This window comes from Streptomyces sp. NPDC044921 (genome assembly GCF_056432865.1).
The window spans coordinates 116199-136767 of the sequence record NZ_JBWKIF010000009.1 but is presented as its reverse complement, the minus strand read 5'-3'; the positions used below and the strand labels follow the sequence as shown (position 1 = coordinate 136767).

Sequence of the window (20569 nt, the reverse complement as noted above, 5' to 3'; positions counted from 1 at the left end):
GGAGCATGGTTGTTTCAGGTACTGAAGCATCCGCTCGACCGAAGGAAAGGCGCACCATGACCGACACGCCCACCCTCCCCGCCGTCAGTCGCGAGTGGCACCTGCTGAGCCGCCCGGTCGGCTGGCCGAAGCCCGAGGACTTCGCCCTGGTCGAGGCGGAGGTCCCGCGGCCCGGTGAGGGGCAGGTCCTCGTCCGGAACAAGTACCTCTCCGTGGACCCGTACATGCGCGGCCGCATGAGCGCCGCCAAGTCCTACGCCGCCCCCTTCGAGCTGGGCAAGGTCATGCAGGGCGGCGCGGTCGGTGAGGTCGTGGCGTCGAACGCCGAGGGGATCGCCGCCGGCGACCACGTGCTGCACTTCTTCGGCTGGCGCGAGTACGCCGTCATGGCCGCGAAGAACGCCGTGAAGGTCGACCCGGAGGCCGCGCCGCTCTCGGCGTACCTGGGCGTGCTCGGCATGACCGGTCTCACCGCCTACGCGGGCCTGCTGCGCACCGCCGCCTTCAAGGAGGGCGACTCCGTCTTCGTCTCCGGCGCCGCCGGGGCCGTCGGCGGCCAGGTCGGGCAGATCGCGAAGCTGAAGGGCGCCTCGCGGGTCGTCGGCTCCGCCGGGTCGGAGGAGAAGGTCAAGCTCCTGGTGGAGGAGTACGGCTTCGACGCGGCCTTCAACTACAAGGACGGGCCGGTGAGCGAGCAGCTGCGCGCCGCCGCCCCCGACGGCATCGACGTCTACTTCGACAACGTGGGCGGCGACCACCTGGAGGCGGCCATCGGCTCCCTCAACGAGGGCGGCCGGATCGCGGTCTGCGGCATGATCTCCGTCTACAACAACACCGAGCCCGCCCCGGGCCCGAAGAACCTCGCCCGCCTCATCCAGACCCGCGGCCGCATCGAGGGCTTCCTGGTCGGCGACCACTACGACCTGCAGCCGCAGTTCGTGCGGGAGGTCGCCCCCTGGGTCGCCTCCGGCGCGCTGAAGTACCGCGAGACCGTCGTCGAGGGCATCGAGAACAACCTGGAGGCGTTCCTCGGGGTGCTCCGGGGCGACAACACCGGGAAGATGATCGTCAAGCTCTGACGCTCCCGGCACCCCTTTGCTTGAGTTCCGGCATGCGGTAACTTCTTTCCGAATCCGTCCCGGCCCGGGCGCGAGCCGCGGCGGACGACCGAAGGAACACCACCGCATGCCGATCCAGCAGTCCGACGTCCTGTACACCGCCGTGGCGACCGCCGAGAACGGGCGCGACGGCCGCGTGGCCACCGACGACGGCAAGCTCGACGTCGTCGTCAACCCGCCGAAGGAGATGGGCGGGAGCGGCGCCGGCACCAACCCCGAGCAGCTGTTCGCCGCCGGGTACAGCGCCTGCTTCCAGGGCGCGCTCGGTGTCGTCGCCCGGCAGGAGGGCGCCGACCTCACCGGATCCACCGTGACCGCGAAGGTCGGTCTCGGCAGGAACGGGGAGGGGTTCGGGATCCTCGTCGAGATCTCCGCCGACATCCCCAAGGTCGACCGGGGCACCGCCCGGTCGCTGGTCGAGAAGGCCCACGAGGTGTGCCCGTACTCGAAGGCGACCCGCGGCGACATCACCGTGACGCTGGTCTGACGACCGTCGTCGCGTACGCGGAGGCCGCACCCCGGGACGTGGGGTGCGGCCTCGTCCGTGCCCGGCTCAGGCGGCCAGTGCCGCCCGGTGGACCGCCCGCGCCAGCCGGTCGTTCTCCGGGGCCGCCCCGCCCGGGGAGGCGAACCGGCGGCGCGTGTAGCCGTACGCCAGGCCGCTCCACGGGTCCGCGAACGCCTGGCAACCGTTCGCGCCGCTGTGCCCGATCGTCCCGGCGCCGAGGAACGGGTGCCACGTGTCAGCGGTCGTCTGGAAGCCCAGCCCGAACGACTTGTGCGTCCGGGCCACCAGGTCGTAGCCGGCCGAGTGGAACTGGCCGAACTCCGCCACCGTGTCCGGCTTGAGCAGCGGCGCCCGGCCGCCCGTCTCGCTGATCGCCGCCGCGTACATCCCGGCCAGGCCCCGCGCGGACGCCACCCCGCCCACCGACGCCGGGCCCTTGGCGCGCACCAGCGGCATGTTGGGCAGCGAGGCCAGGTCGGTCGGCTCCGCCGCGTTGCGGTTGAAGGCGATCGAGGTCAGTGTGTGCGGGCCCGTGGGCGCGGCGTCCAGGAGGGCCCGCTGCTGCGGTGTCGGGGCCATCGGCTGCGTCGTGCGGAAGCGGGGTTCCTGCGGGGCGGGCAGGCCCAGGTGGAAGTCCAGGGCGTACGGGATGCGGATCCGCTCCCGGTAGACCTCCTGGAGCGTGCGTCCGGTGGCCCGGCGGACCACCTCGCCGACGAGGGCGCCGCCGACCAGCGCGTGGTAGCCGAACGCCGTGCCGGGACGCCAGAACGGCCGCTGGTCCGCGAGGCGTTCGGCGAGCTGGCGGTCGTCCGCCAGCTCCGCGAGCGTGAATCCGCTGTCCGTGCCGACCACGCCCGCCCGGTGCGCGAGCAGGTCGCGCAGCGTCAGGCCCGCCTTGCCCTCGGCACCGAACTCCGGCCAGTAGTACGTCACCTTGCGGTCCAGTTCCAGCGTGCCGTCCTGGACCAGGAGGGCCACGACCAGGTAAGCGGCGCCCTTGGTCGACGAGAACACGCCGTAGAGGGCGTCCGGCTCGGTCCCCGCCCACAGGTCGACGACCTTGCGCCCGTGGACGTAGGCGCACAGCTGGCCCTCGTAGTCGGGCCGTTCCCCGGCCACGAACGCGGCGAACTCCTCGCGTACGTCCTCGAAGCCGTCCGCCACGGTGCCGTGGATCTCCTGCGTCATCCGCTCTCCTCAACCGAACCGCTGTGTGCCACTGTGAACAATGCCCTCGCCACCTGGGCGAATTCCCCCTTGGGGTGGCCCCGGAAGAGTGGTTCCGTACCGAACAGGACCGTCCGGTCACCGCTGACCACGGCGGCCCGGCCGGCTGCCGCGGCCGGGCCGCCGGAGCCGTCCCGCAGGGGCCGCCAGTGGCCGGAGACCAGCGGGTTCCCCGGCGCGTACGCCTGCTCGACGCGCACCCCGGTGCCCAGACCGGTGAACCACAGCGGGGCGTAGACGAAGGTGTGGTCCGGCGCGCCCCGGGTGAGCGGGCCCGGGTTGGTCACCCGCACCACGCCGTTCGCGTCCGCGTTGCCCGCCACCGGCGTGACGGCCAGCCGGCCCGCCGCCGCGTTCAGGGCCGCGCCCGTCGCGCCCCGGCCGACCAGGCCGTGACGGCCGAGGAAGGCGTCCAGGGCGCCGCGGGCGGGCGCGGTCAGCCGGGCGCGGTCCAGTCCGGCGGAGACGAACAGCACGTCCGTGCCGGACCAGTCGAAGCCCGCGTTCAGCACGGCGGTCGAGACCGGCGTGACGTCGAAGCCCATCTCCCGCAGCGCGAACAGCTCACCCGGCGTGACGGCGGCGGCGACGCGCGGGCGGTGCAGCGGGGTGGTGCCGGTGCGCCGGGTGGCCGTGAAGGAGACGTCGTGCGCGCGGGCGGCGGCGAGCGCCTCGCGGCGGGCCGAGGCGGGCACGATCGCGCCGCCGTCCGGCGCCTCGCGCACGGTGACGCCGCGGCGCAGGAGGGAGTTGAGGGCCGCGATCTCGCGCGGGTCGCCCAGGCGGAGCAGGAGGTCGCCGTGCGGCGGTACGTGCGCGACGGGGGCCGCCCGGGTGACCGGGCGCAGGGCCGCGTCCCGCAGGCTGCCCGACGCCACCGGTTCGACCGTGGCGCCCCACAGCCGGCCCAGGCTCCAGCCGGAGATGTCGTACATCACCGACACCTTGCCGCTGATGTCCCGGCCGTCGGCCAGCAGCGCGTTCGCCATGCCGCGCTTGGGCTGGCGCATGTCGACGACGTACGAGCCCGCGGGGTACGTCCGTCCGGCGAGCCGGAAGGGGCGGGCGGCGCGCGTGACGCGGACGTCGTTGGCGAAGAGGTGGTCGACCAGGCGCGCGGCGGCCGGGGCGGAGCGCTGCGCGGGCGAGGTACCGGACGGGATGACGTAGGCGCGCGGGAAGGACGTCGTGTAGACGTCCTCCGGGCCGATGCCGGGCACGCCGGGCACGGACCGCGGTGACACCGGCACCTGCGGGGCGCCGGCCGCCCCGCGGCGGAACACCTCGATCTGGTCGGCGATCAGCGTCGCGCGCCGCTCCCGCACGTGGTCCAGCGTCGCGCGGACGGCCGCGCCCGCCACGGCCGTGTTGACCGCGGAGCGGCGGCGCAGCTCCGCATCGGGCAGCTCCTCGTACTCCTCGTTGTTCACCGCCAGCGGGATCTCCACGGTGTGGGCGGCGACCGTGCCGTGGAAGGCCGCGTACTGCGGGGTGAAGATCGGCGGCCAGTCGTCCCAGCCCTCCTCCTGGTCGCGGAAGGGGATCTGGGCCGGTTCCACGCCGTCCTTCGCGGGCGTGTAACCGAGGGCGTTGACGGCGGACTCCATGCGGAGGGCGTTGGCGTAGGTGTTCTTCAGGAAGAGGTCGTACTCGTAGTTCTCGCCGTGCGGGGGAGTGGTGGGCTCGATGAGGGTGCCGTTGACGTAGCCGTGCAGGTCGAGCAGGACGGCCGGCTGAGTGTCGAGCTGGATGCGCCGCATCGCGCGGGTCTCGGGCTGGGAGGCGGTGACGAAGTCGCGGTTCAGGTCGAAGCCGCCCGCGTTGGCGCGGGTGCCGGCGATACGGCCGTCCGGGTTGGCGGTGATGTTGAAGTACAGGCGGCTGTGCGCGAGGAGGTCCCGCGTCCTGGCGTCCCGTGCGGTCGCGAGCTCCTCGATGACCTTCAGGGAGGCGTCCGTGCCCTCCCACTCGTTGCCGTGGATGTTGCCGTTGACGAAGACCGGGGTCTTGTAAGTGCGCTTGATCTCGGCCGACTTGGCCGCCCTGGCCGGTGCGTTCTCGATGAGCTCGCGCATCCGCCGCTGGGCGCGTGCCTCGCGGGTGGTCTCCGGGGCGGTGACGGTGACGAGGTAGAGGCGGTGGCCGCCCGCCGAACGGCCCGCCACCTCCACGCTCACCCGGTCGCCGAGGCGCTGCAGGGCGTTCAGGCGCGGGACGATCCCGTGGTACGGGACGAGCCCCAGCTTCAGGGACTTGTCGCCGGGGTTCACCGGGTCGGGGGAGAGGACCTGGCGGCGGGGGTAGCCGCGGGTGTCCGTCGTGGCGGGGGTCGTGCCGGGAGCGGCCAGGGCCCGCCGGGCCGTGCTCTCGGGGGCCCGGGCCGCCCGGTCGTCGACGGGGGCGCCCTCCCGGGTGACCGGCCGGGGGTCGGCGCCCGCGGAGCCGGGGGCGAGCAGGAGCGAACCCGCCGTGACGAGGCCGAGGGTGACGATCAGTACAGGTCTCGCAGGAACGGTTCTCGTGGTGCGCACGCGTACCTCCTGTGGTGCTTCCTGAGATCGGTACGGCGAGGTGTACCGGTTCGACTCAACGGCAACAAGGCCGCGTTGGTCTCACCCGTGCCCCGGACGGCTCCACGGGCGGGCCCCGCCCCGGCCTGGGCGGCCCGTGACAGCGGTGTGACCGGAGCGCGTCAGGAGCGCGACACCGGCCCCGATAGGGTCGTCCCATGCGCGATCTGGGGACGGGTTTCCGGTACTTGCTCAAGGGCCAGCGGTGGGTGGCCCGGCACGGCAGGCAGTACGGCTTCGGGCTGCTCCCGGGCCTGATCACCCTGGTGCTGTACGCGGCGGCGCTCGTCGCGCTGGGGCTGTGGGGGGAGGACGCCGTCGCCTGGGCGACGCCGTTCGCCGACGACTGGTCGAGCCCGTGGGCCGGGCTCTTCCGCGGCTTCCTCACCGTCGTGCTGTTCGCCCTGGCCCTGCTGCTCGCCGTCGTCACCTTCACCGCGGTGACCCTGCTGATCGGGCAGCCCTTCTACGAGAACCTCTCCGAGAAGGTCGACCGGGACGTGTCCCCGGACGGGCACGCCCCCGAGTCGGGGCTGCCGCTGTGGCGGGAGCTGTGGATCTCCGGCCGCGACAGCCTCCGGATCGTCGTGCGGGCCGCGCTGTGGGGCGTACTGCTGTTCGCCTGCGGCTTCGTCCCGGTCGTCGGGCAGACGGCCGTGCCCGTGATCGGGTTCTTCGTCACCGGGTTCTTCCTCACCGAGGAACTGACCGCCGTCGCCCTCCAGCGCCGCGGGGTGGAACTGCGCGCCCGCCTGACGCTGCTGCGCTCCCGCAGGACCCTGGTCTGGGGCTTCGGCACGCCCCTGGCCGTGTCCTTCCTGGTGCCGTTCGTGGCGGTGTTCCTGATGCCGGGCGCGGTGGCCGGCGCCACCCTCATGGCGCGTGAGCTGCTGGGCGAGGAGATCCGGGAGAGCGACGAGGGCGGCGATCAGGCGGTCAAGACGCTTCCGTAGCCACCTTCAGGATGCTCCTCACCTGGGCGATGATGTCCAGCCGGTTGCGCACGAAGTCCGGGTCGGTGACCTCGGTGGTGTTCCCGGCGCCGAACTGCAGCACCGGGGTGTGCACGTGCCCGCCCGGCAGCACTCCGTGCAGGCCGAGCCGGTCGCGCAGCAGGGTCGCCCGGTAGGCGATCTCGTTGGAGAGGTAGTCCCCGCCGCCGCCCGCGCGTGCGGTCGAGCCGGGGGTCGGCCCCTCGGGGCGCACGACGGGCTGGGTGGCGCCGGCCGGGATCTCGGTGACGCTCGTGTTGTCGTACACGGGGAAGCGGCCGGTGGGGGCGGCGACGATCGCCGCGTACGGCAGGGTGGTCGCCGTCCACTGGGGCTGCGAGGCGGGGTCGGTGACGGGGATCGTCTCGGTGCGGCCGACGTTCTCGTTGTCCCCGAAGCCGCCCCGCCAGGCCCCGTTGGTCCGCTCGATGTCGAACCGCCCGACGCGGCCCTGGCTGACGGTGGTGAACAGGTCGACCTTCCCGAGGTGCGGCCGCAGCGTCCGCTCCACCGTGCCTTCGGTGAAGTCCCGCCAGCGCACCGGGAACACGGCCGTCTCGATGCGGGCCGGTCCGGCCGCGGTCTCGACGACCGTGCCGTCGAGGGCGAGCGCGGTGGCGCCGGACGGGTTGGAGATGCGGACGTCCCGGTCCAGGGTGAACGGGTCGAAGCCGGTGAGCAGGATGCGCTTCAGGCCCTTGCCGTGCGGATAGCGGAGGGCGGTCTGGCCGCGCGAGGTGCGCTCCAGCTCGTCCAGCAGGGCGGCCCGCTGCCGGTCGGTCAGCCCGAACTCCGGCTGCCAGGTGCGCACTTCGCGGGTCATGCCCAACCGCGCCCAGTACAGCGGCCGGTCGTCGTCCCGGCTCAGGTCCCCGCCCGCCGGGCCGCGTCCCTGTGCCCGGTCGACGGCCCGCCGCCACAGCTGTGACCCCTCGCGGGTGACGGCCCGGCGGGCCTCCCCGTAGGAGCGGGCCGCGTCGAGCGACCGCGCCAGCCGCGGGGCCACGGCGTCGAACCCGGAGCGGCGCAGGATCTCCCGCGGGGCGGCCCGGTCGAGCCGTTGCTCCTCGACGGTGGGGGAGGGGGCCGCCCCGGCGGCGCCGGCGGAGGGGGTGGTGGTCAGGCCGGTCAGCAGCGCGAGACCGAGGACGCCGAGGCGAACGCGTATGAGGTTCAAGGGGGTTGGGCCCTTCCGTCACGGTGGGGGTGGCGTGGTGCCGGACGGCGGAAGTATCCCGTGACGGGAGTGGTCCACGCCATACGTGACCGGGGGAGGGAGGTCAGCCGCCGCTCTCGCCCAGCAGCGTCAGGAAGTCGCGGAACGCCGACGCCATGTCCACCGACTCCGGGTCCAGCAGCCACTGGTACTGCAGCCCGTCCAGGATCGCCACCAGGAGCGGAGCGGCCCGCTCGGGGCTGAGGCCGCTCGGCAGGCGGTCGCCGTACTCGGCGCGCAGCACCTCCGCCATGCCGGCGCGCACCCCGACGTAGCGGTCGGTGAAGTAGGCGCGGGCCGGATGCCCCTCGGTGACGCTCTCGCCGAGCAGTGCCGAGAAGGTCTGGACGAGGGCGGGCCGCATCGCGTTGTACTCGACGAGGGAGGCCAGCAGGTCCAGGCGCAGCCGGCCGGCCGGCATCGCGTCCCAGCGGTCGCGGTCCTCGAGGACCGCGACGAGCAGCGCCTCCTTGGTCGGGAAGTGGTGCAGCAGCCCCTGCTGGGTCAGCCCGACCCGCTCGGCGACCGCCGCCAGGCTCGCTCCCCGGTAGCCGCGCTCGGCGATCACCTCCAGGGCGGCCCGCACGATCTCCGCGCGCCGTTCCCCGCTCCTCGTCCTGGCCGTCATGGCGTCACCGTACGACATGCCGAACACCCTGACATCACGAGGGTATAACGAAACCTGCCAGGTTACAGGTCGCCGGTGCACGATGGTGACGTCCAGCGGCTTTCGACATGGAGGTGCCGACGTGACGGAGACAGCGGAGGAACGGCGCGAGGCGGCCGTCGAGGCGGCCCTGGGCAGGCTCGACCTGGACGCCAAGGCGCGGCTCCTGGCCGGCCAGGACATGTGGAGCCTGCCCGCGCTGCCGGAAGCGGGCCTCGCGTCGCTGGTCATGTCCGACGGCCCGATCGGCGTCCGCGGGGTGCACTGGAGCGCCGACGACCCGTCCGTCGCCCTGCCCTCCCCGACCGCCCTCGCCGCCACCTGGGACCCGGACCTCGCCCACCGGGCCGGCGCCCTGCTCGCCCAGGAGGCCCGCCGCAAGGGCGTCCACGTCCTGCTCGCCCCCACGGTCAACCTGCACCGCTCCCCGCTGGGCGGCCGTCACTTCGAGGCCTACAGCGAGGACCCGTACCTCACCGGCCGGATCGGCGCCGCCTACGTCCGGGGCGTCCAGTCCGGCGGCGTCGGCACCACCGTCAAGCACTTCGTCGCCAACGACGCCGAGACCGACCGCCTCACCGTGAACAACCTCGTGAGCGAACGCGCCCTGCGCGAGCTGTACCTGGCCCCCTTCGAGGCGATCGTGGAGAGCGCCCGCCCCTGGGGCATCATGACCGCCTACAACTCGGTCAACGGCCCGACCATGACCGAGCACCACCACCTGGTCAACGAAGTCCTGCGCGGCCAGTGGGGCTTCGACGGCGTCAACGTCTCCGACTGGACCGCCGCCCGCTCCACGACCGGTGCGCTCACCGGCGGCCTCGACCTCGCCATGCCCGGCCCTGCCACCGTCTACGGCGAGAACCTCGCCCGGGCCGTACGGGCCGGCGAGGCCGACGAGGCCCTGGTCGACGCGGCCGTCCGCCGCGTGCTGCGCCTCGCCGCCCGGGTGGGCGCCCTGGAGGGCGCCGACCCCGTCGTCACCGCACCGCCCGCGGACGTCGACGGCGAGGCCCTCGCCCGCGAGATCGCCCGCCGTTCCTTCGTCCTCGTCCGCAACGAGAACGGCGCCCTGCCGCTGAGGCCCGGCCGGGTCGCGCTGACCGGCGCCGCGGCCCGCGACGCCCGCGTCCTCGGCGGCGGCTCCGCCACCGTCTTCCCGGCCCGGACCGTCTCCCCGCTCGACGGACTGACCGCCGCCCTGCCCGAGGGCGCCCTGACCTACACCCTCGGCGCCGACCCCAACACCGAACTGCCCATCGCCGAAGCGGGCTTCGAGCTGCGCGCCGTCTGCCGGGACGCCGACGGCACCGTCCTCGGCACCCGCTCCGCCCCCAGCGGCCACATCCAGTGGACGGGCGCCGACCTCCCCGACGGCGTCACCCACGAGAACCTGCGCAGCGTCGAACTGACCGGCACCTTCACCCCGCGCGAGACCGGCACGCACACCTTCGGCATCAAGGGCCTCGGCCCCTTCCGGCTGACCGTCGCGGGCACCGTGTACTACGACGGTGTCCAGCGCCCCGACGGGGACGACCCGTTCCTCACCTTCTTCGGCCCGCCCGTGCCGCACGCCCGGGTCGGCCTGACCGCCGGGGAACCGGTCGAGGTCTCCCTCACCCACACGGTCCCGCCGCCCGACGGCCACCCCATGCGGGTCATCGGCTTCACCCTCGCCCACCAGGACCCGCAGCGCGACCCCGACGAACTCATCGCCGAGGCCGCCGAGTCCGCCCGGGACGCCGACACGGCCGTCGTCGTGGTCGCCACCACCGAGCGCGTCGAGTCCGAGGGCTTCGACCGCACGGACCTGCGCCTGCCCGGCCGCCAGGACGACCTCGTACGCGCCGTCGCCGCCGCCAACCCGAACACCGTCGTGGTCGTCAACTCCGGCTCCCCGGTGGAAATGCCCTGGCGCGACGAGGTCGCCGCCGTGCTGCTGTCCTGGTTCCCCGGCCAGGAGGGCGGCGCGGCCCTCGCGGACGTCCTCACCGGCGCCCACGAGCCGGGCGGCCGCCTGCCCACCACCTGGGGCTCCCTGGCCGACGCCCCGGTCACCCGGGTCGTCCCGGAGAACGGCGAACTCCCCTATGAGGAAGGCGTCTTCATCGGCTACCGCGCCTGGGAGAAGCACGGCCGCACCCCCGCCTACCCCTTCGGCCACGGACTGGGCTACACCGACTGGAGCTACGAGTCGGTCGAGGTCGCCGCAGCACCGGAAGGAACCACCGCGAAGGTCCGCCTCCGCAACACCGGCGACCGCCCCGGCCGCGAGGTCGTCCAGCTCTACCTCGCTCCCCGCGAGGCGGACCCGACCCGCCCGGCGCGCTGGCTGGCCGGCTTCGCGGGCGTCGGGGCCGGCCCCGGCGAGACGGCCGAGGCGACCGTCGAACTGCCCCGCCGCGCCTTCGAGATCTGGGACGAAGCGACCGGCTCGTGGTCTTTTGTGAAGGGTTCGTACGAGATCCAGGTCGGACGCTCGATCGCCGACCGCAGGATCACCGCGACCATTAACGTCTGATCCGGGACAAGTTCCCCCTCGGCGGCCCCGGTCCGGGACCTGACCTCCGGACCGGGGCTCGCCGGCCCGCCGGAGGCTGCCGCCCCGGGGCTACCGCACGCCGAACCCGTACACCGTCTCCGAGCGGAACACCTCGCCCGGCCGCAGCACGGTCGTCGGGAAGTCCGGCCGGTTCGGCGAGTCGGGGAAGTGCTGCGTCTCCAGCGCGATGCCGTCACCGGGGGCGAACGGCTCGCCGAGGTGGTCACCGGTGTACAGCTGGAGCCCGGGCTCGGTCGTCGCCACCGTCAGCACCCGCCCCGACGCCGGGTCGTGCAGCTCGGCGACCTCCACCGGAGCGTCCGTCACTCCCTTGTCGAGCACGAGGTTGTGGTCGTAGCCGGACCCCACCTTGCGGGCCGCGCGGAAGTCGAAGCGCGTGCCGGACACGTCCTCCGGTCCGCCGGCCGGGATCAGGTCCGCGTCGACCGGCGTGTACCGGGAGGCCGCCAGCCGCAGCTCATGACCGCCCGTGTCACCGGAACCCGCCAGGTTGAAGTAGCTGTGGTTGGTCAGGTTCACCACGGTCGGCGCGTCCGTGACCGCCTCGTACGCGATCCGCAGCGCCCCGCTCGCGAGCAGCGAGTACGTCGCCGAGACCTCCAGCCGCCCGGGGAAGCCCTCCTCGCCGTGCGGACTGACCCGCGACAGCCGCACACCGTGCTCGACCCGGACCACGTCCCAGACCCGCTTGTCGAAGCCGCGCGCCCCGCCGTGCAGCGAGTTCGGCCCGTTGTTCGCCTCGAGGGCGTACGTCCGCCCGTCCAGCGGGAAACGGCCGCCGGCGATCCGGTTGGCGTACCGCCCGACCAGGGCGCCGAGATACGGCTCGGGACGGGCCAGGTACCCGTCGAGGTCCGGGAACCGAAGCACCACGTCGGCGGCCCGCCCCGCCCGGTCCGGCACCTGGACCGACTGCACGATCCCGCCGTACGACAGCACCCGTACCCGTACGCCCGCCCGCTCCAGGGTCCAGCGGTGCACCGGGGTCCCGTCGGGAAGTGTGCCGAAGAGTTCGTTCATGCGCGGAACTCTAAGTCAGGGGCCTCTCCGCCGTGACGGTGCGGTAGGCGATCTCCGCCAGCCGGGCCTGTCCGTTCACGCTCGGGTGGAAGTAGTCCCAGCGGCTCAACTGGGCCGTGCCGAAGCGGTAGTCGTACACCGCGCCGCCGTCGTGACGGCACCGCTTGTCCTCGGCGCAGACCTCCTTGAGGACCTTGTTGTACTCCTCCACCCGCTGCTGCACCGTGTTGCGCCGCAGGGTCGCCGACGCGTCCAGGGCGGCCGCGTCGCCCAGCATCGACGGGCAGATGCCCAGCTGCCACACCTGCCGGGCCGTCGCACTGGAGCGGCCCTCGGACCACAGCCGCTTCAGATCGGGCACGCTCGCCACGAACACCTGCGTCTTGGGCAGGGCCTTGCGCAGGGAGCGCAGCGCGTCCTCGAAGTCGGCGCGGAAGGCGGCAACCGGGGTCATCGCCGAGGGCGTGGCCCGGCAGGCGTCGTTCGCCCCCATCAGCACCGTCACCAGCTGCGGCTTGCGCTGCACCGCCCGGGCCATCTGCCCGGGCAGGTCGGCCATCCGCGCACCCGACACGGCGTAGTTCCAGCTGCGCCGGGCGGCCTCGGTCCGCCCCAGCAGCCGCACCGCCAGCGAGTCCACCTCGGGGCTGGTGCCGGTCGCCCAGGACGCCTCCGGGCAGTCCGACAGCACGTCACACGCGTCGAAGGCGCGGGTGATGGAGTCACCGACCGCGGCGACGGAGCTCGGGCTGCGGTCCCACAGGGGCGTGGGCTTCGGGGACGGCTTCGCGCTCGCCGACGGGGCGGCGGAGTCGCCGCCGACGGCGTCACACCCGGCCACGGCCAGCACGGTCGCGGCGACCACGGCCAGGACACCCCGTGAGCGGGGTTTCCCGTTTCGCATGTCTGCTCCGTCCCCTCGCCGTACCGTCCCTGTCTCCCCAACCCATGACAACGCACGGGGGTTCCCGGCCCATCAGGTGCAACGGCTCACACCCGTACAAGCGTCCCCCTGGGTGAATGGCGGGAGTTTCCCGGCACCTGGACCGACCGTACGTCACACTCCTCGCGCCCCCGCACGGTAGCCTCGCCATCAACGTGACCCGCCCGGTCACCGCCGTTCCGCCTGTTCCAAGATGGTCCGCTCTGCCCGGAGGTTCCGGTGACGACACGTGGAGTTCTGTACGTGCACTCCGCGCCGCGCGCGCTGTGCCCGCACGTCGAGTGGGCCGTCGCCGGGGTGCTCGGCACACGCGTCAGCCTGGACTGGATCCGGCAGCCCGCCGCGCCCGGCACCTGGCGCTCGGAGTTCTCCTGGCAGGGCCAGGTGGGCACGGCGTCCAAGCTGGCCTCCGCGCTGCGCGGCTGGCACCTGCTGCGCTTCGAGGTCACCGCGGAACCCTGCCCCACCGCCGAGGGCGAGCGCTACAGCTGCACTCCCGACCTGGGCATCTTCCACGCCGTCACCGGCATCCACGGCGACATCCTCATCCCCGAGGACCGCCTGCGCGCGGCACTCCAGCGCTCCCAGCGGGGTGAGACCAACCTGGAAGCAGAGCTCAGCAAACTCCTGGGCAAGCCCTGGGACGACGAGCTCGAACCCTTCCGCTACGCGGGCGAAGGCGCCCCGGTCCGCTGGCTCCACCAGGTGGTGTGACGCCGTTGCGCACAACGGCGAACGGCCCGGACTCCCCTTGAGGAGTCCGGGCCGTCCGGCGCTCGGGATCACACGGTCCGGAACGCCAGCACCACGTTGTGCCCACCGAACCCGAACGAGTCGTTCAGCGCGGCGATCCGCCCGTCGACCGGCAGCTTGCGGGCCTCGCCGCGGACCACGTCCGCGTTCGCCTCGGCCTCCGGGTCCAGGTTCTCCACGTTGATCGTCGGCGGAGCCACCCGGTGGTACAGCGCGAGCACGGTCGCCACCGTCTCGACACCACCCGCGCCACCGAGCAGATGCCCGGTCATCGACTTCGTCGCCGACACCGCGATGTGGTCGGTGTCGTCACCGAACACCTTCCGCAGCGCCTTCAGCTCGGCGATGTCACCGGCCGGCGTCGACGTCGCGTGCGCGTTGACGTGCACGATCTCCGCCGGGTCGAGGTCGGTGCGCTCCAGCAGGTTCTGCAGGGCGTGCGAGATGCCCCGCCCCTCCGGCTCCGGCTGCACGATGTCGTGCGCGTCGGCGGAGATGCCCTGCCCGACCGCCTCGGCGTACACCCGGGCACCACGCCTGGCGGCGTGCTCGGCGGACTCCAGGACCACGACACCGGCGCCCTCACCGAGGACGAAACCGTCCCGGGCGATGTCGTAGGGGCGCGACGCGCCCTGCGGGTCGTCGTTGTTCTTGGACATCGCCATCATGTTGCCGAACGCGGCGATGGGCAGCGGGTGGATCGCCGCCTCCGTGCCCCCCGCGACGACCACGTCGGCGCGGCCGGTGCGGATCATCTCGATGGCGTAGCCGATGGCCTCGGCGCCCGACGCGCAGGCGGAGACCGGCGTGTGCACGCCCGCCCGGGCACCGACGGCCAGCCCGACGTTGGCGGAGGGGCTGTTGGGCATCAGCATGGGAACGGTGTGCGGGGAGACGCGGCGGACGCCCTTCTCCTTCAGCACGTCGTACTGGTCGAGCAGCGTCGTCACGCCGCCGATGCCGGAGGCGATGACCGCGCCCAGCCGGTCGGGGTCGACGCTGGGGTCCTCGCCGGCCTTGGCCTCGAAGCCGGCGTCGGCCCAGGCCTCCTTGGCCGCGACCAGCGCGAACTGCGCCGAGCGGTCCAGCCGGCGGGCCTGCGGCCGGGGGATGACCTCGGTCGGCTCCACGGCGACGGGGGCCGCGATCTTGACGGCCTGGTCGGCCGCCCAGTCCTGCTCCAGGGGCTTGACGCCGGAACGTCCGGCGACCAGGCCCTCCCAGGTAGAGGCTGCGTCGCCACCCAGCGGTGTGGTTGCGCCGATACCGGTGACGACCACGGTGCGATTGGTCGAGCTCACGGGAATTCTTTCTCCAACGGATCCGAGGATTAAGCGGCGCCACCGCCGGGTGGCGGGGCAGTCAGCCCAAGGGCCTGATCGGTCGATCAGCCCTGGTGCTTGAGGATGTAGTCGGTCGCGTCACCGACCGTCTTGAGGTTCTTGACGTCCTCGTCCGGGATCTTGACGTCGAAGCGCTCTTCGGCGGCGACGACGACCTCGACCATGGACAGCGAGTCGACGTCCAGGTCGTCGGTGAAGGACTTGTCCAGCTGGACGTCCTCAACCGGGATGCCGGCGATCTCGTTCACGATCTCGGCGAGACCGGCGACGATCTCTTCCTGAGTGGCGGCCATGTTGGCGCTCCTTCGTAGATATCCAGAGGGTGTGGCAGGTGGTTCTTCCCGTCCCGGACCGCATGATCCGGCACGGAGTGCCTAGGGGAGGGTAACGACAGTCGCGGCGTAGACGAGACCCGCCCCGAAGCCGATGACGAGCGCGGTGTCGCCGCTCTTCGCCTCGCCGGTCGCCAGGAGCCGCTCCATCGCGAGCGGGATCGAGGCGGCCGAGGTGTTGCCGGTGGTGCGGATGTCACGCGCGACCGTGACGTGCTCCGGCAGTTTCAGGGTCTTCACCATCGAGTCGATGATCCGCACGTTGGCCTGGTGCGGGATGAAGACGTCCAGGTCGTCCGCGGTGATCCCGGCCGCGTCCAGCGCCTGCTGGGCGACCTTCGCCATCTCGAACACGGCCCAGCGGAACACCGCCTGGCCCTCCTGGGTGATCGCGGGGAACTTCTCGACCGTTCCGTCGCGGTAGTCCGTCCACGGCACGGTCTGCTTGATGGTGTCGGACTTGTCGCCCTCGGAGCCCCACACGGTCGGGCCGATCGCGGGTTCGCGGGACGGGCCGACCACGACCGCGCCCGCGCCGTCGCCGAACAGGAAGGCCGTCGCCCGGTCCTCCAGGTCGGTCAGGTCGCTCAGCCGCTCGACACCGATCACCAGGACGTACTCCGCCGAGCCCTCGACGATCATGCCCTTGGCGAGGGTCAGGCCGTAGCCGAAGCCCGCGCAGCCGGCCGAGATGTCGAAGGCGGCGGCCTTGTCGGTGCCCAGCTTGTCGGCGATCTCCGTGGCGACGGCCGGCGTCTGCTTGAAGTGCGAGACGGTCGAGACGATCACGCCGCCGATCTGCTCCGCGGAGATGCCCGCGTCCGCGATGGCCTTGCCGGACGCCTCGATCGACATCTGCGCGACGGTCTCCTCGTCGGAGGCCCAGTGCCGGGTCTCGATGCCGGAGCGCGAGCGGATCCACTCGTCGGACGACTCGATCGTCTCCAGGATCACCTCGTTCGGCACGATCCGGGTCGGGCGGTAGCCGCCGACGCCGAGGATCCGCGCGTACGGGGCGCCCTTGCCGGGCTTGATCTTCGCCATGCTCTCGGGCTCCTTCTCAGGCACTGTGCTCGGCGATGAGCTCGCGAGCGGCGTCGAGGTCGGCGGGGGTCTTCAGGGCCAGCGTCTTCACGCCCGGCAGGGCCCGCTTCGCCAGGCCGGTGAGGGTGCCGCCCGGGCAGACCTCGATCAGGGCCGTGACCCCGAGCTCCTTGAAGGTCTCCATGCACAGGTCCCAGCGGACCGGGTTGGCGACCTGGCCGACCAGCCGCTCCAGCACCTCGCTGCCGGTGCTGACGGCCTTCCCGTCCGCGTTGGAGATGTAGGCGACCTTCGGGTCACCGGTGTCCCGGGCTCCGGCGGCGGCCTTCGCCAGCGTCTCGACGGCGGGGGCCATGTGGTGCGTGTGGAACGCGCCGGCGACCTTCAGCACGACGACCTTGCGCACGCCCTCGGGCTTGTCCGCCTCCAGCGCGGCGAGCTGCTCCTTCGTGCCCGCCGCGACGACCTGGCCGGCGCCGTTGATGTTCGCCGGGGTCAGGCCCAGCTTCGTCAGGTGCGGAATCGTCACGTCCGGGTCGCCGCCCAGCAGCGCGGCCATGCCCGTCTCCGTGACGGCGGCGGCCTGCGCCATCGCCAGACCGCGGGCGCGGACCAGGCGGAGCGCCTCCTCGTGCGGGAGCACCCCGGCGAGCGAGGCGGCGGTGAACTCGCCGACGCTGTGACCGGCGAGGGCACCGACCTTGCGGGGGAGGTCCGCCGGGTCCTCGAACAGCAGGGACGCGGACACCATGCCGGCCGCGACGAGCAGCGGCTGCGCCACCGCGGTGTCGCGGATCTCCTCCGCGTCGGCCTCGGTGCCGTAACGGATCAGATCGAGCCCCGCGGCGTCGGACCATGCCTCCAGGGCACCGCGGACACCGGGGAGGTCGAGCCATTCGGTCAGGAAGCCGGGCGTCTGGGCGCCTTGGCCGGGAGCGACGAGTACGAGCACTCTCACACTCTCTCTTGGGTACGGGCACGGCCGCCCGTGGGGACAGGGACGAAGAACACGAGGGGGTTTTGTCGAGCCCCGACAAAACACTAGGGCTGGAGATCTCCATCGACCAGACGCCCCAGGATCAGCGCGATCCGCAGTGTGAACGCAGAGCGTACATCGGAGGGTGACCAGCCGGTGACGTCAGTCACACGTCGAAGCCGGTAGCGGACGGTGTTGGGATGCACGAACAGCATCCGGGCCGCCCCTTCCAGACTGCTCGCCTGTTCCAGGTAGACGCTGAGGGTCTCCAAAAGCGCCGCCCCGGCCTCCTCCAGCGGTCTGTAGATCTCCTCCACCAGCTGCTCACGGGCCGAGGGGTCACCGGCGATGGCCCGCTCCGGGAGCAGGTCGTCGGCGAGCACCGGGCGCGGAGCGTCCTGCCAGGCCGAACACGCCTTGAGGCCGGCGGCGGCGGCCTGCGCGGACCGGGTCGCGGCCTGCAGGTCGGGCACCACCGGACCGGCCACGACCGGCCCGGCCGCGAACGGGCCGATGAGCGACTTGGCCACGGCCAGCGGGTTGTCGCTGCCGCCCGCGATGACGACCAGCCGGTCCCCGAGCACCCCGGTCAGCACCTGGAGCTTGGCGTGCCGGGCCGCACGCCGTATGGCCTCGACGGTCAGCTCGCTGTCCCCGTCGGGTGCCGTGCCCAGCACCACGCACACGTGCTCGGGCGAGTTCCAGCCGAGGGCGGCGGCCCGGGAGACGGCCCCCTCGTCGGCCTCGCCGCTCAGCACGGCGTTCACCACCAGGGACTCCAGCCGGGCGTCCCAGGCACCGCGTGCCTCGGCGGCCTGGGCGTACACCTGGGCGGTGGCGAAGGCGATCTCGCGCGCGTACACGAGCAGCGCCTCGCGCAGGACGCTCTCGTCGCCGGGAGCCGCGACCTCGTCGATCGCGGACTCCATCACCTCGATGGTGGTGCGCACCATCTCCACGGTCTGCCGCAGCGTGATCGCCCGGGTCAGCTCGCGCGGCGCCGTGCCGAACACGTCGGTGGAGATGGCCTGCGGGGCGTCCGGATGCCGGAACCACTCGGTGAACGCGGCGATGCCCGCCTGCGCGACCAGACCGATCCAGGAACGGTTCTCCGGGGGCATGGCCCGGTACCAGGGCAGCGACTCGTCCATCCGCGCGATGGCCTGCGCGGCGAGCGATCCGGACGACTTCTCCAGCCGCTTCAGCGTCGCGGCATGGGGGTGGACGGCACGGGCTGCGGCTGCGTTCTTGCTGGTTTCGGGTTCGGGCACGGGGACAAGACTGCCTTATCCGGACGGGAAGGTGCGCCGCCGGGTCTACGGTGGTCCGTGTGATGGACATTCGGCGCGCCGACGAGCGCTACCGGGGCGGTGACCCGGCGGCCGGCATCGAGACCCGGCACGCCTTCTCCTTCGGGGCCCACTACGACCCGGACAACCTCCGCTTCGGCGCCGTCCTCGCGTGCAACGAGGAGCGGCTGGCCCCGGGCGCCGGGTTCGACGAGCACCCGCACAGCCACACCGAGATCGTGACCTGGGTGGTGGAGGGGGAGCTGACCCACCGCGACTCCACCGGGCACGAGTCCGTCGTCCGCCACGGCGACGTGCAGCGGCTCAGCGCGGCGGCCGGGGTGCGGCACGTGGAGCGCAACGACGGCCCGGAGCCCCTGGTCTTCCTGCAGATGTGGCTCGCCCCGCTGCGGCCCGGCGGCGACCCGTTCCACGAGGTCGTCCGCGGCATCGCCGACTCCACTCCCTACGCCGTCCCCGAGGCCGGCGCGATGCTGCACGTGCGGCGCCTGGCGGCGGGGGAGCGCACGGCGGTGCCGGACGGGCCGTACGCGTACGTGCACGTCGTCCGCGGTGAGGTGCGGCTGGACGGCGAGGAGCTGGGCGCCGGGGACGCGGCCCGGATCACCGGGGCCGAGGGCCTGGAGGCCGAAGCCGTGACACGGGCCGAGCTCCTCGTCTGGGAGATGGCCTAGAGCTCGGCCAGCACCGCGTCCGTGAGGACCGGCCACGCCTCGATCGCCCAGGGGCCGAACGGCCGGTCCGTCAGCGCCACGCACGCCGCTCCCGCGTCGGGGTCGACCCACAGGAACGTACCGGACTGGCCGAAGTGCCCGAACGTGCGCGGGGAGGACGAAGAGCCCGTCCAGTGCGGGGACTTGGAGTCGCGGATCTCGAAGCCGAGCCCCCAGTCGTTGGGGTTCTGGTGGCCGTAGCCCGGCAGGACGCCCTTGGTGCCCGGGTAGTGCACGCTCATCGCCTCGGCGACCGTGCGGGGATCCAGCAGCCGCGGGGCCTGCACCTCGGCGGCGAACCGCAGCAGGTCCTCCACCGTGGAGACGCCGTCCTTGGCCGGGGAGCCCTCCAGGGTCGTCGAGGTCATGCCCAGCGGCTCCAGCACGGCCTGCCGCAGGTACTCGGCGAAGGGGATGTCGGTCGCCTTCGCGACATGGTCGCCGAGTTGCTCGAACCCGGCGTTGGAGTACAGCCGCCGCTCCCCGGGCGGGGCCGTGACCGTGTGCTCGTCGAAGGCCAGGCCCGAGGTGTGCGCGAGCAGGTGCCGGACCGTCGACCCGGCCGGGCCGGCGGGCTCGTCGAACTCGATCGCGCCCTCCTCGTAGGCGACCAGCACCGCGTAGGCGGCCAGCGGCTTGGTCACCGAGGCGAGCGGGAACCGCCGCCCGGCCGGGCCGTGGGTGCCCAGGACCGTGCCGTCCGCCCGGACGACACCCGCGGCGGCGGTGGGAACCGGCCAGTTATCGATCAGCGCGAGGCTCTTCAGCGACATGCGTGCGAGCCTATGCGCTCAGAGCGTCAGCTCCAGCAAGGGGTCGGGCTTGGGCCGGAACCCGAGGGAGACGTACAGCGGCTCGGCCTCGGCCGACGCGGTGAGCTGCACGCGCCGGGCGCCCCGCTCGCGGAACCACCCCAGCAGCGTCGTCATGCAGGCGCGCGCGTACCCCCGGCGCCGCGCGCCCGGGTCGGTGGCGACACTGAAGACGAAACCCACCCTGCCCCGCGGGTCGCCCGCCTTGCCGATGCGGTAGTCGATCGTCCCCGCCACCAGCGACGCCAGCGCCCCGGGCCGCTCCGGGTGGTCCACGACGAACGCCGCGAAGTCCCCGTCCAGGTCGCCGAGTCGGGCCCTCAGCGTGGGCAGGGACTCCCCGTGCCAGCCGGCCGGGGGATCGGCGGGGAACAGCGAGTCGATCATGATCTGGCGCAGGCGCAGGACTTCCTCGGCGTCCTCGGGCAGGGCGCGGCGTACGAGACTCATGACGCCGTA

The 20569-nt window shown here is 73.0% G+C and carries 19 protein-coding genes; 6 read left to right on the top strand and 13 right to left on the bottom strand.

The features are described from left to right. Positions 1-56: 56 nt before the first annotated feature. Both AC07DA_RS16420 and AC07DA_RS16415 read left to right on the top strand, forming a co-directional pair. Positions 57-1079 carry an NADP-dependent oxidoreductase gene (locus AC07DA_RS16420; RefSeq protein ID WP_479128654.1) on the top strand — a complete coding sequence of 341 codons (1023 nt, stop codon included), beginning with the start codon at positions 57-59 and terminating at the stop codon, positions 1077-1079. Positions 1080-1185: 106 nt separating this feature from the next. Then, positions 1186-1605: an organic hydroperoxide resistance protein gene (locus AC07DA_RS16415; protein WP_479128652.1), complete on the top strand. Its 420-nt coding sequence runs from the start codon at positions 1186-1188 to the stop codon at positions 1603-1605. A gap of 66 nt (positions 1606-1671) precedes the next feature. Here the strand turns inward: AC07DA_RS16415 and AC07DA_RS16410 are convergent, their stop codons facing one another. Both AC07DA_RS16410 and AC07DA_RS16405 read right to left on the bottom strand, forming a co-directional pair. Further along, the gene (locus tag AC07DA_RS16410; protein ID WP_479128650.1) at positions 1672-2817 is read right to left on the bottom strand and encodes a serine hydrolase domain-containing protein; all 1146 of its coding nucleotides are present in this window, start codon (positions 2815-2817) and stop codon (positions 1672-1674) included. Beyond that, entirely contained in the window at positions 2814-5387 is a 2574-nt protein-coding gene (locus AC07DA_RS16405; protein WP_479128648.1) for a M14 family zinc carboxypeptidase, read from the bottom strand. Before AC07DA_RS16405 ends, AC07DA_RS16410 begins: the two co-directional genes overlap by 4 nt. Positions 5388-5584: 197 nt before the next feature. Between AC07DA_RS16405 and AC07DA_RS16400 the strand changes: the two genes are divergently transcribed. Beyond that, positions 5585-6379: an EI24 domain-containing protein gene (locus AC07DA_RS16400; protein ID WP_479128646.1), complete on the top strand. Its 795-nt coding sequence runs from the start codon at positions 5585-5587 to the stop codon at positions 6377-6379. Here the strand turns inward: AC07DA_RS16400 and AC07DA_RS16395 are convergent. Both AC07DA_RS16395 and AC07DA_RS16390 read right to left on the bottom strand, forming a co-directional pair. Beyond that, entirely contained in the window at positions 6363-7595 is a 1233-nt protein-coding gene (locus AC07DA_RS16395; protein WP_479128644.1) for a pyroglutamyl-peptidase I, read from the bottom strand. The genes AC07DA_RS16400 and AC07DA_RS16395 overlap by 17 nt on opposite strands. Positions 7596-7698: 103 nt before the next feature. Beyond that, entirely contained in the window at positions 7699-8280 is a 582-nt protein-coding gene (locus tag AC07DA_RS16390; RefSeq protein ID WP_479128642.1) for a TetR/AcrR family transcriptional regulator, read from the bottom strand. A 64-nt stretch (positions 8281-8344) separates the two neighbouring features. Between AC07DA_RS16390 and AC07DA_RS16385 the strand changes: the two genes are divergently transcribed. Beyond that, a complete protein-coding gene (locus tag AC07DA_RS16385; RefSeq protein ID WP_479128640.1) occupies positions 8345-10822 on the top strand; it encodes a glycoside hydrolase family 3 protein in 2478 nt (825 codons plus the stop codon). 90 nt (positions 10823-10912) lie between these two features. Here the strand turns inward: AC07DA_RS16385 and AC07DA_RS16380 are convergent, their stop codons facing one another. Both AC07DA_RS16380 and AC07DA_RS16375 read right to left on the bottom strand, forming a co-directional pair. Further along, positions 10913-11884 (bottom strand): aldose epimerase family protein, encoded by a 972-nt coding sequence (locus AC07DA_RS16380; RefSeq protein WP_479128638.1) that lies wholly within the window; start codon positions 11882-11884, stop codon positions 10913-10915. A gap of 10 nt (positions 11885-11894) precedes the next feature. Beyond that, positions 11895-12788, bottom strand: coding sequence for an SGNH/GDSL hydrolase family protein (locus AC07DA_RS16375; RefSeq protein WP_479128636.1), 894 nt, complete (start codon positions 12786-12788; stop codon positions 11895-11897). Positions 12789-13046: 258 nt separating this feature from the next. Here AC07DA_RS16375 and AC07DA_RS16370 point away from each other — a divergent pair, with 258 nt between their 5' ends. After that, positions 13047-13541: a DUF3145 domain-containing protein gene (locus tag AC07DA_RS16370; RefSeq protein ID WP_479128634.1), complete on the top strand. Its 495-nt coding sequence runs from the start codon at positions 13047-13049 to the stop codon at positions 13539-13541. A gap of 68 nt (positions 13542-13609) precedes the next feature. On the opposite strand, the gene fabF is transcribed toward AC07DA_RS16370, so the two are convergent. From fabF to fasR, 5 genes are all read right to left on the bottom strand, one after another. Then, positions 13610-14881 carry a beta-ketoacyl-ACP synthase II gene (gene fabF, locus AC07DA_RS16365; RefSeq protein WP_479128632.1) on the bottom strand — a complete coding sequence of 424 codons (1272 nt, stop codon included), beginning with the start codon at positions 14879-14881 and terminating at the stop codon, positions 13610-13612. Positions 14882-14967: 86 nt separating this feature from the next. Continuing rightward, on the bottom strand, positions 14968-15216 hold the full coding sequence (locus tag AC07DA_RS16360) for an acyl carrier protein (protein ID WP_003989952.1): 249 nt from the start codon (positions 15214-15216) through the stop codon (positions 14968-14970). Positions 15217-15297: 81 nt separating this feature from the next. Next, a complete protein-coding gene (locus tag AC07DA_RS16355; RefSeq protein ID WP_479128630.1) occupies positions 15298-16299 on the bottom strand; it encodes a beta-ketoacyl-ACP synthase 3 in 1002 nt (333 codons plus the stop codon). 16 nt (positions 16300-16315) lie between these two features. After that, entirely contained in the window at positions 16316-17251 is a 936-nt protein-coding gene (locus AC07DA_RS16350) for an ACP S-malonyltransferase (RefSeq protein ID WP_479128628.1), read from the bottom strand. An 89-nt stretch (positions 17252-17340) separates the two neighbouring features. After that, the gene (gene fasR, locus AC07DA_RS16345; RefSeq protein WP_479128626.1) at positions 17341-18546 is read right to left on the bottom strand and encodes a fatty acid biosynthesis transcriptional regulator FasR; all 1206 of its coding nucleotides are present in this window, start codon (positions 18544-18546) and stop codon (positions 17341-17343) included. A 62-nt stretch (positions 18547-18608) separates the two neighbouring features. Here fasR and AC07DA_RS16340 point away from each other — a divergent pair, with 62 nt between their 5' ends. Beyond that, a complete protein-coding gene (locus AC07DA_RS16340; protein WP_479128624.1) occupies positions 18609-19259 on the top strand; it encodes a pirin family protein in 651 nt (216 codons plus the stop codon). Here AC07DA_RS16340 and AC07DA_RS16335 read toward each other — a convergent pair. Both AC07DA_RS16335 and AC07DA_RS16330 read right to left on the bottom strand, forming a co-directional pair. Beyond that, positions 19256-20071: a serine hydrolase domain-containing protein gene (locus AC07DA_RS16335; RefSeq protein WP_479128622.1), complete on the bottom strand. Its 816-nt coding sequence runs from the start codon at positions 20069-20071 to the stop codon at positions 19256-19258. The two genes, AC07DA_RS16340 and AC07DA_RS16335, sit on opposite strands and share 4 nt — an antisense overlap. An 18-nt stretch (positions 20072-20089) precedes the next feature. Beyond that, positions 20090-20560: a GNAT family N-acetyltransferase gene (locus AC07DA_RS16330; protein WP_479128619.1), complete on the bottom strand. Its 471-nt coding sequence runs from the start codon at positions 20558-20560 to the stop codon at positions 20090-20092. Positions 20561-20569 lie beyond the last annotated feature (9 nt).

What these genes read in the sequence shown, in the direction of transcription:
- AC07DA_RS16380 (WP_479128638.1), bottom strand. Translation starts at nt 11,884, where the DNA reads ATGAACGAACTCTTCGGCACACTTCCCGACGGGACCCCGGTGCACCGC.
- AC07DA_RS16385 (WP_479128640.1), top strand. Translation starts at nt 8,345, where the DNA reads ATGGTGACGTCCAGCGGCTTTCGACATGGAGGTGCCGACGTGACGGAG.
- AC07DA_RS16375 (WP_479128636.1), bottom strand. Translation starts at nt 12,788, where the DNA reads ATGCGAAACGGGAAACCCCGCTCACGGGGTGTCCTGGCCGTGGTCGCC.
- AC07DA_RS16410 (WP_479128650.1), bottom strand. Translation starts at nt 2,817, where the DNA reads ATGACGCAGGAGATCCACGGCACCGTGGCGGACGGCTTCGAGGACGTA.
- AC07DA_RS16340 (WP_479128624.1), top strand. Translation starts at nt 18,609, where the DNA reads ATGGACATTCGGCGCGCCGACGAGCGCTACCGGGGCGGTGACCCGGCG.
- AC07DA_RS16360 (WP_003989952.1), bottom strand. Translation starts at nt 15,216, where the DNA reads ATGGCCGCCACTCAGGAAGAGATCGTCGCCGGTCTCGCCGAGATCGTG.
- AC07DA_RS16400 (WP_479128646.1), top strand. Translation starts at nt 5,585, where the DNA reads ATGCGCGATCTGGGGACGGGTTTCCGGTACTTGCTCAAGGGCCAGCGG.
- AC07DA_RS16415 (WP_479128652.1), top strand. Translation starts at nt 1,186, where the DNA reads ATGCCGATCCAGCAGTCCGACGTCCTGTACACCGCCGTGGCGACCGCC.
- AC07DA_RS16420 (WP_479128654.1), top strand. Translation starts at nt 57, where the DNA reads ATGACCGACACGCCCACCCTCCCCGCCGTCAGTCGCGAGTGGCACCTG.
- AC07DA_RS16335 (WP_479128622.1), bottom strand. Translation starts at nt 20,071, where the DNA reads ATGTCGCTGAAGAGCCTCGCGCTGATCGATAACTGGCCGGTTCCCACC.
- AC07DA_RS16390 (WP_479128642.1), bottom strand. Translation starts at nt 8,280, where the DNA reads ATGTCGTACGGTGACGCCATGACGGCCAGGACGAGGAGCGGGGAACGG.
- AC07DA_RS16355 (WP_479128630.1), bottom strand. Translation starts at nt 16,299, where the DNA reads ATGGCGAAGATCAAGCCCGGCAAGGGCGCCCCGTACGCGCGGATCCTC.
- AC07DA_RS16330 (WP_479128619.1), bottom strand. Translation starts at nt 20,560, where the DNA reads ATGAGTCTCGTACGCCGCGCCCTGCCCGAGGACGCCGAGGAAGTCCTG.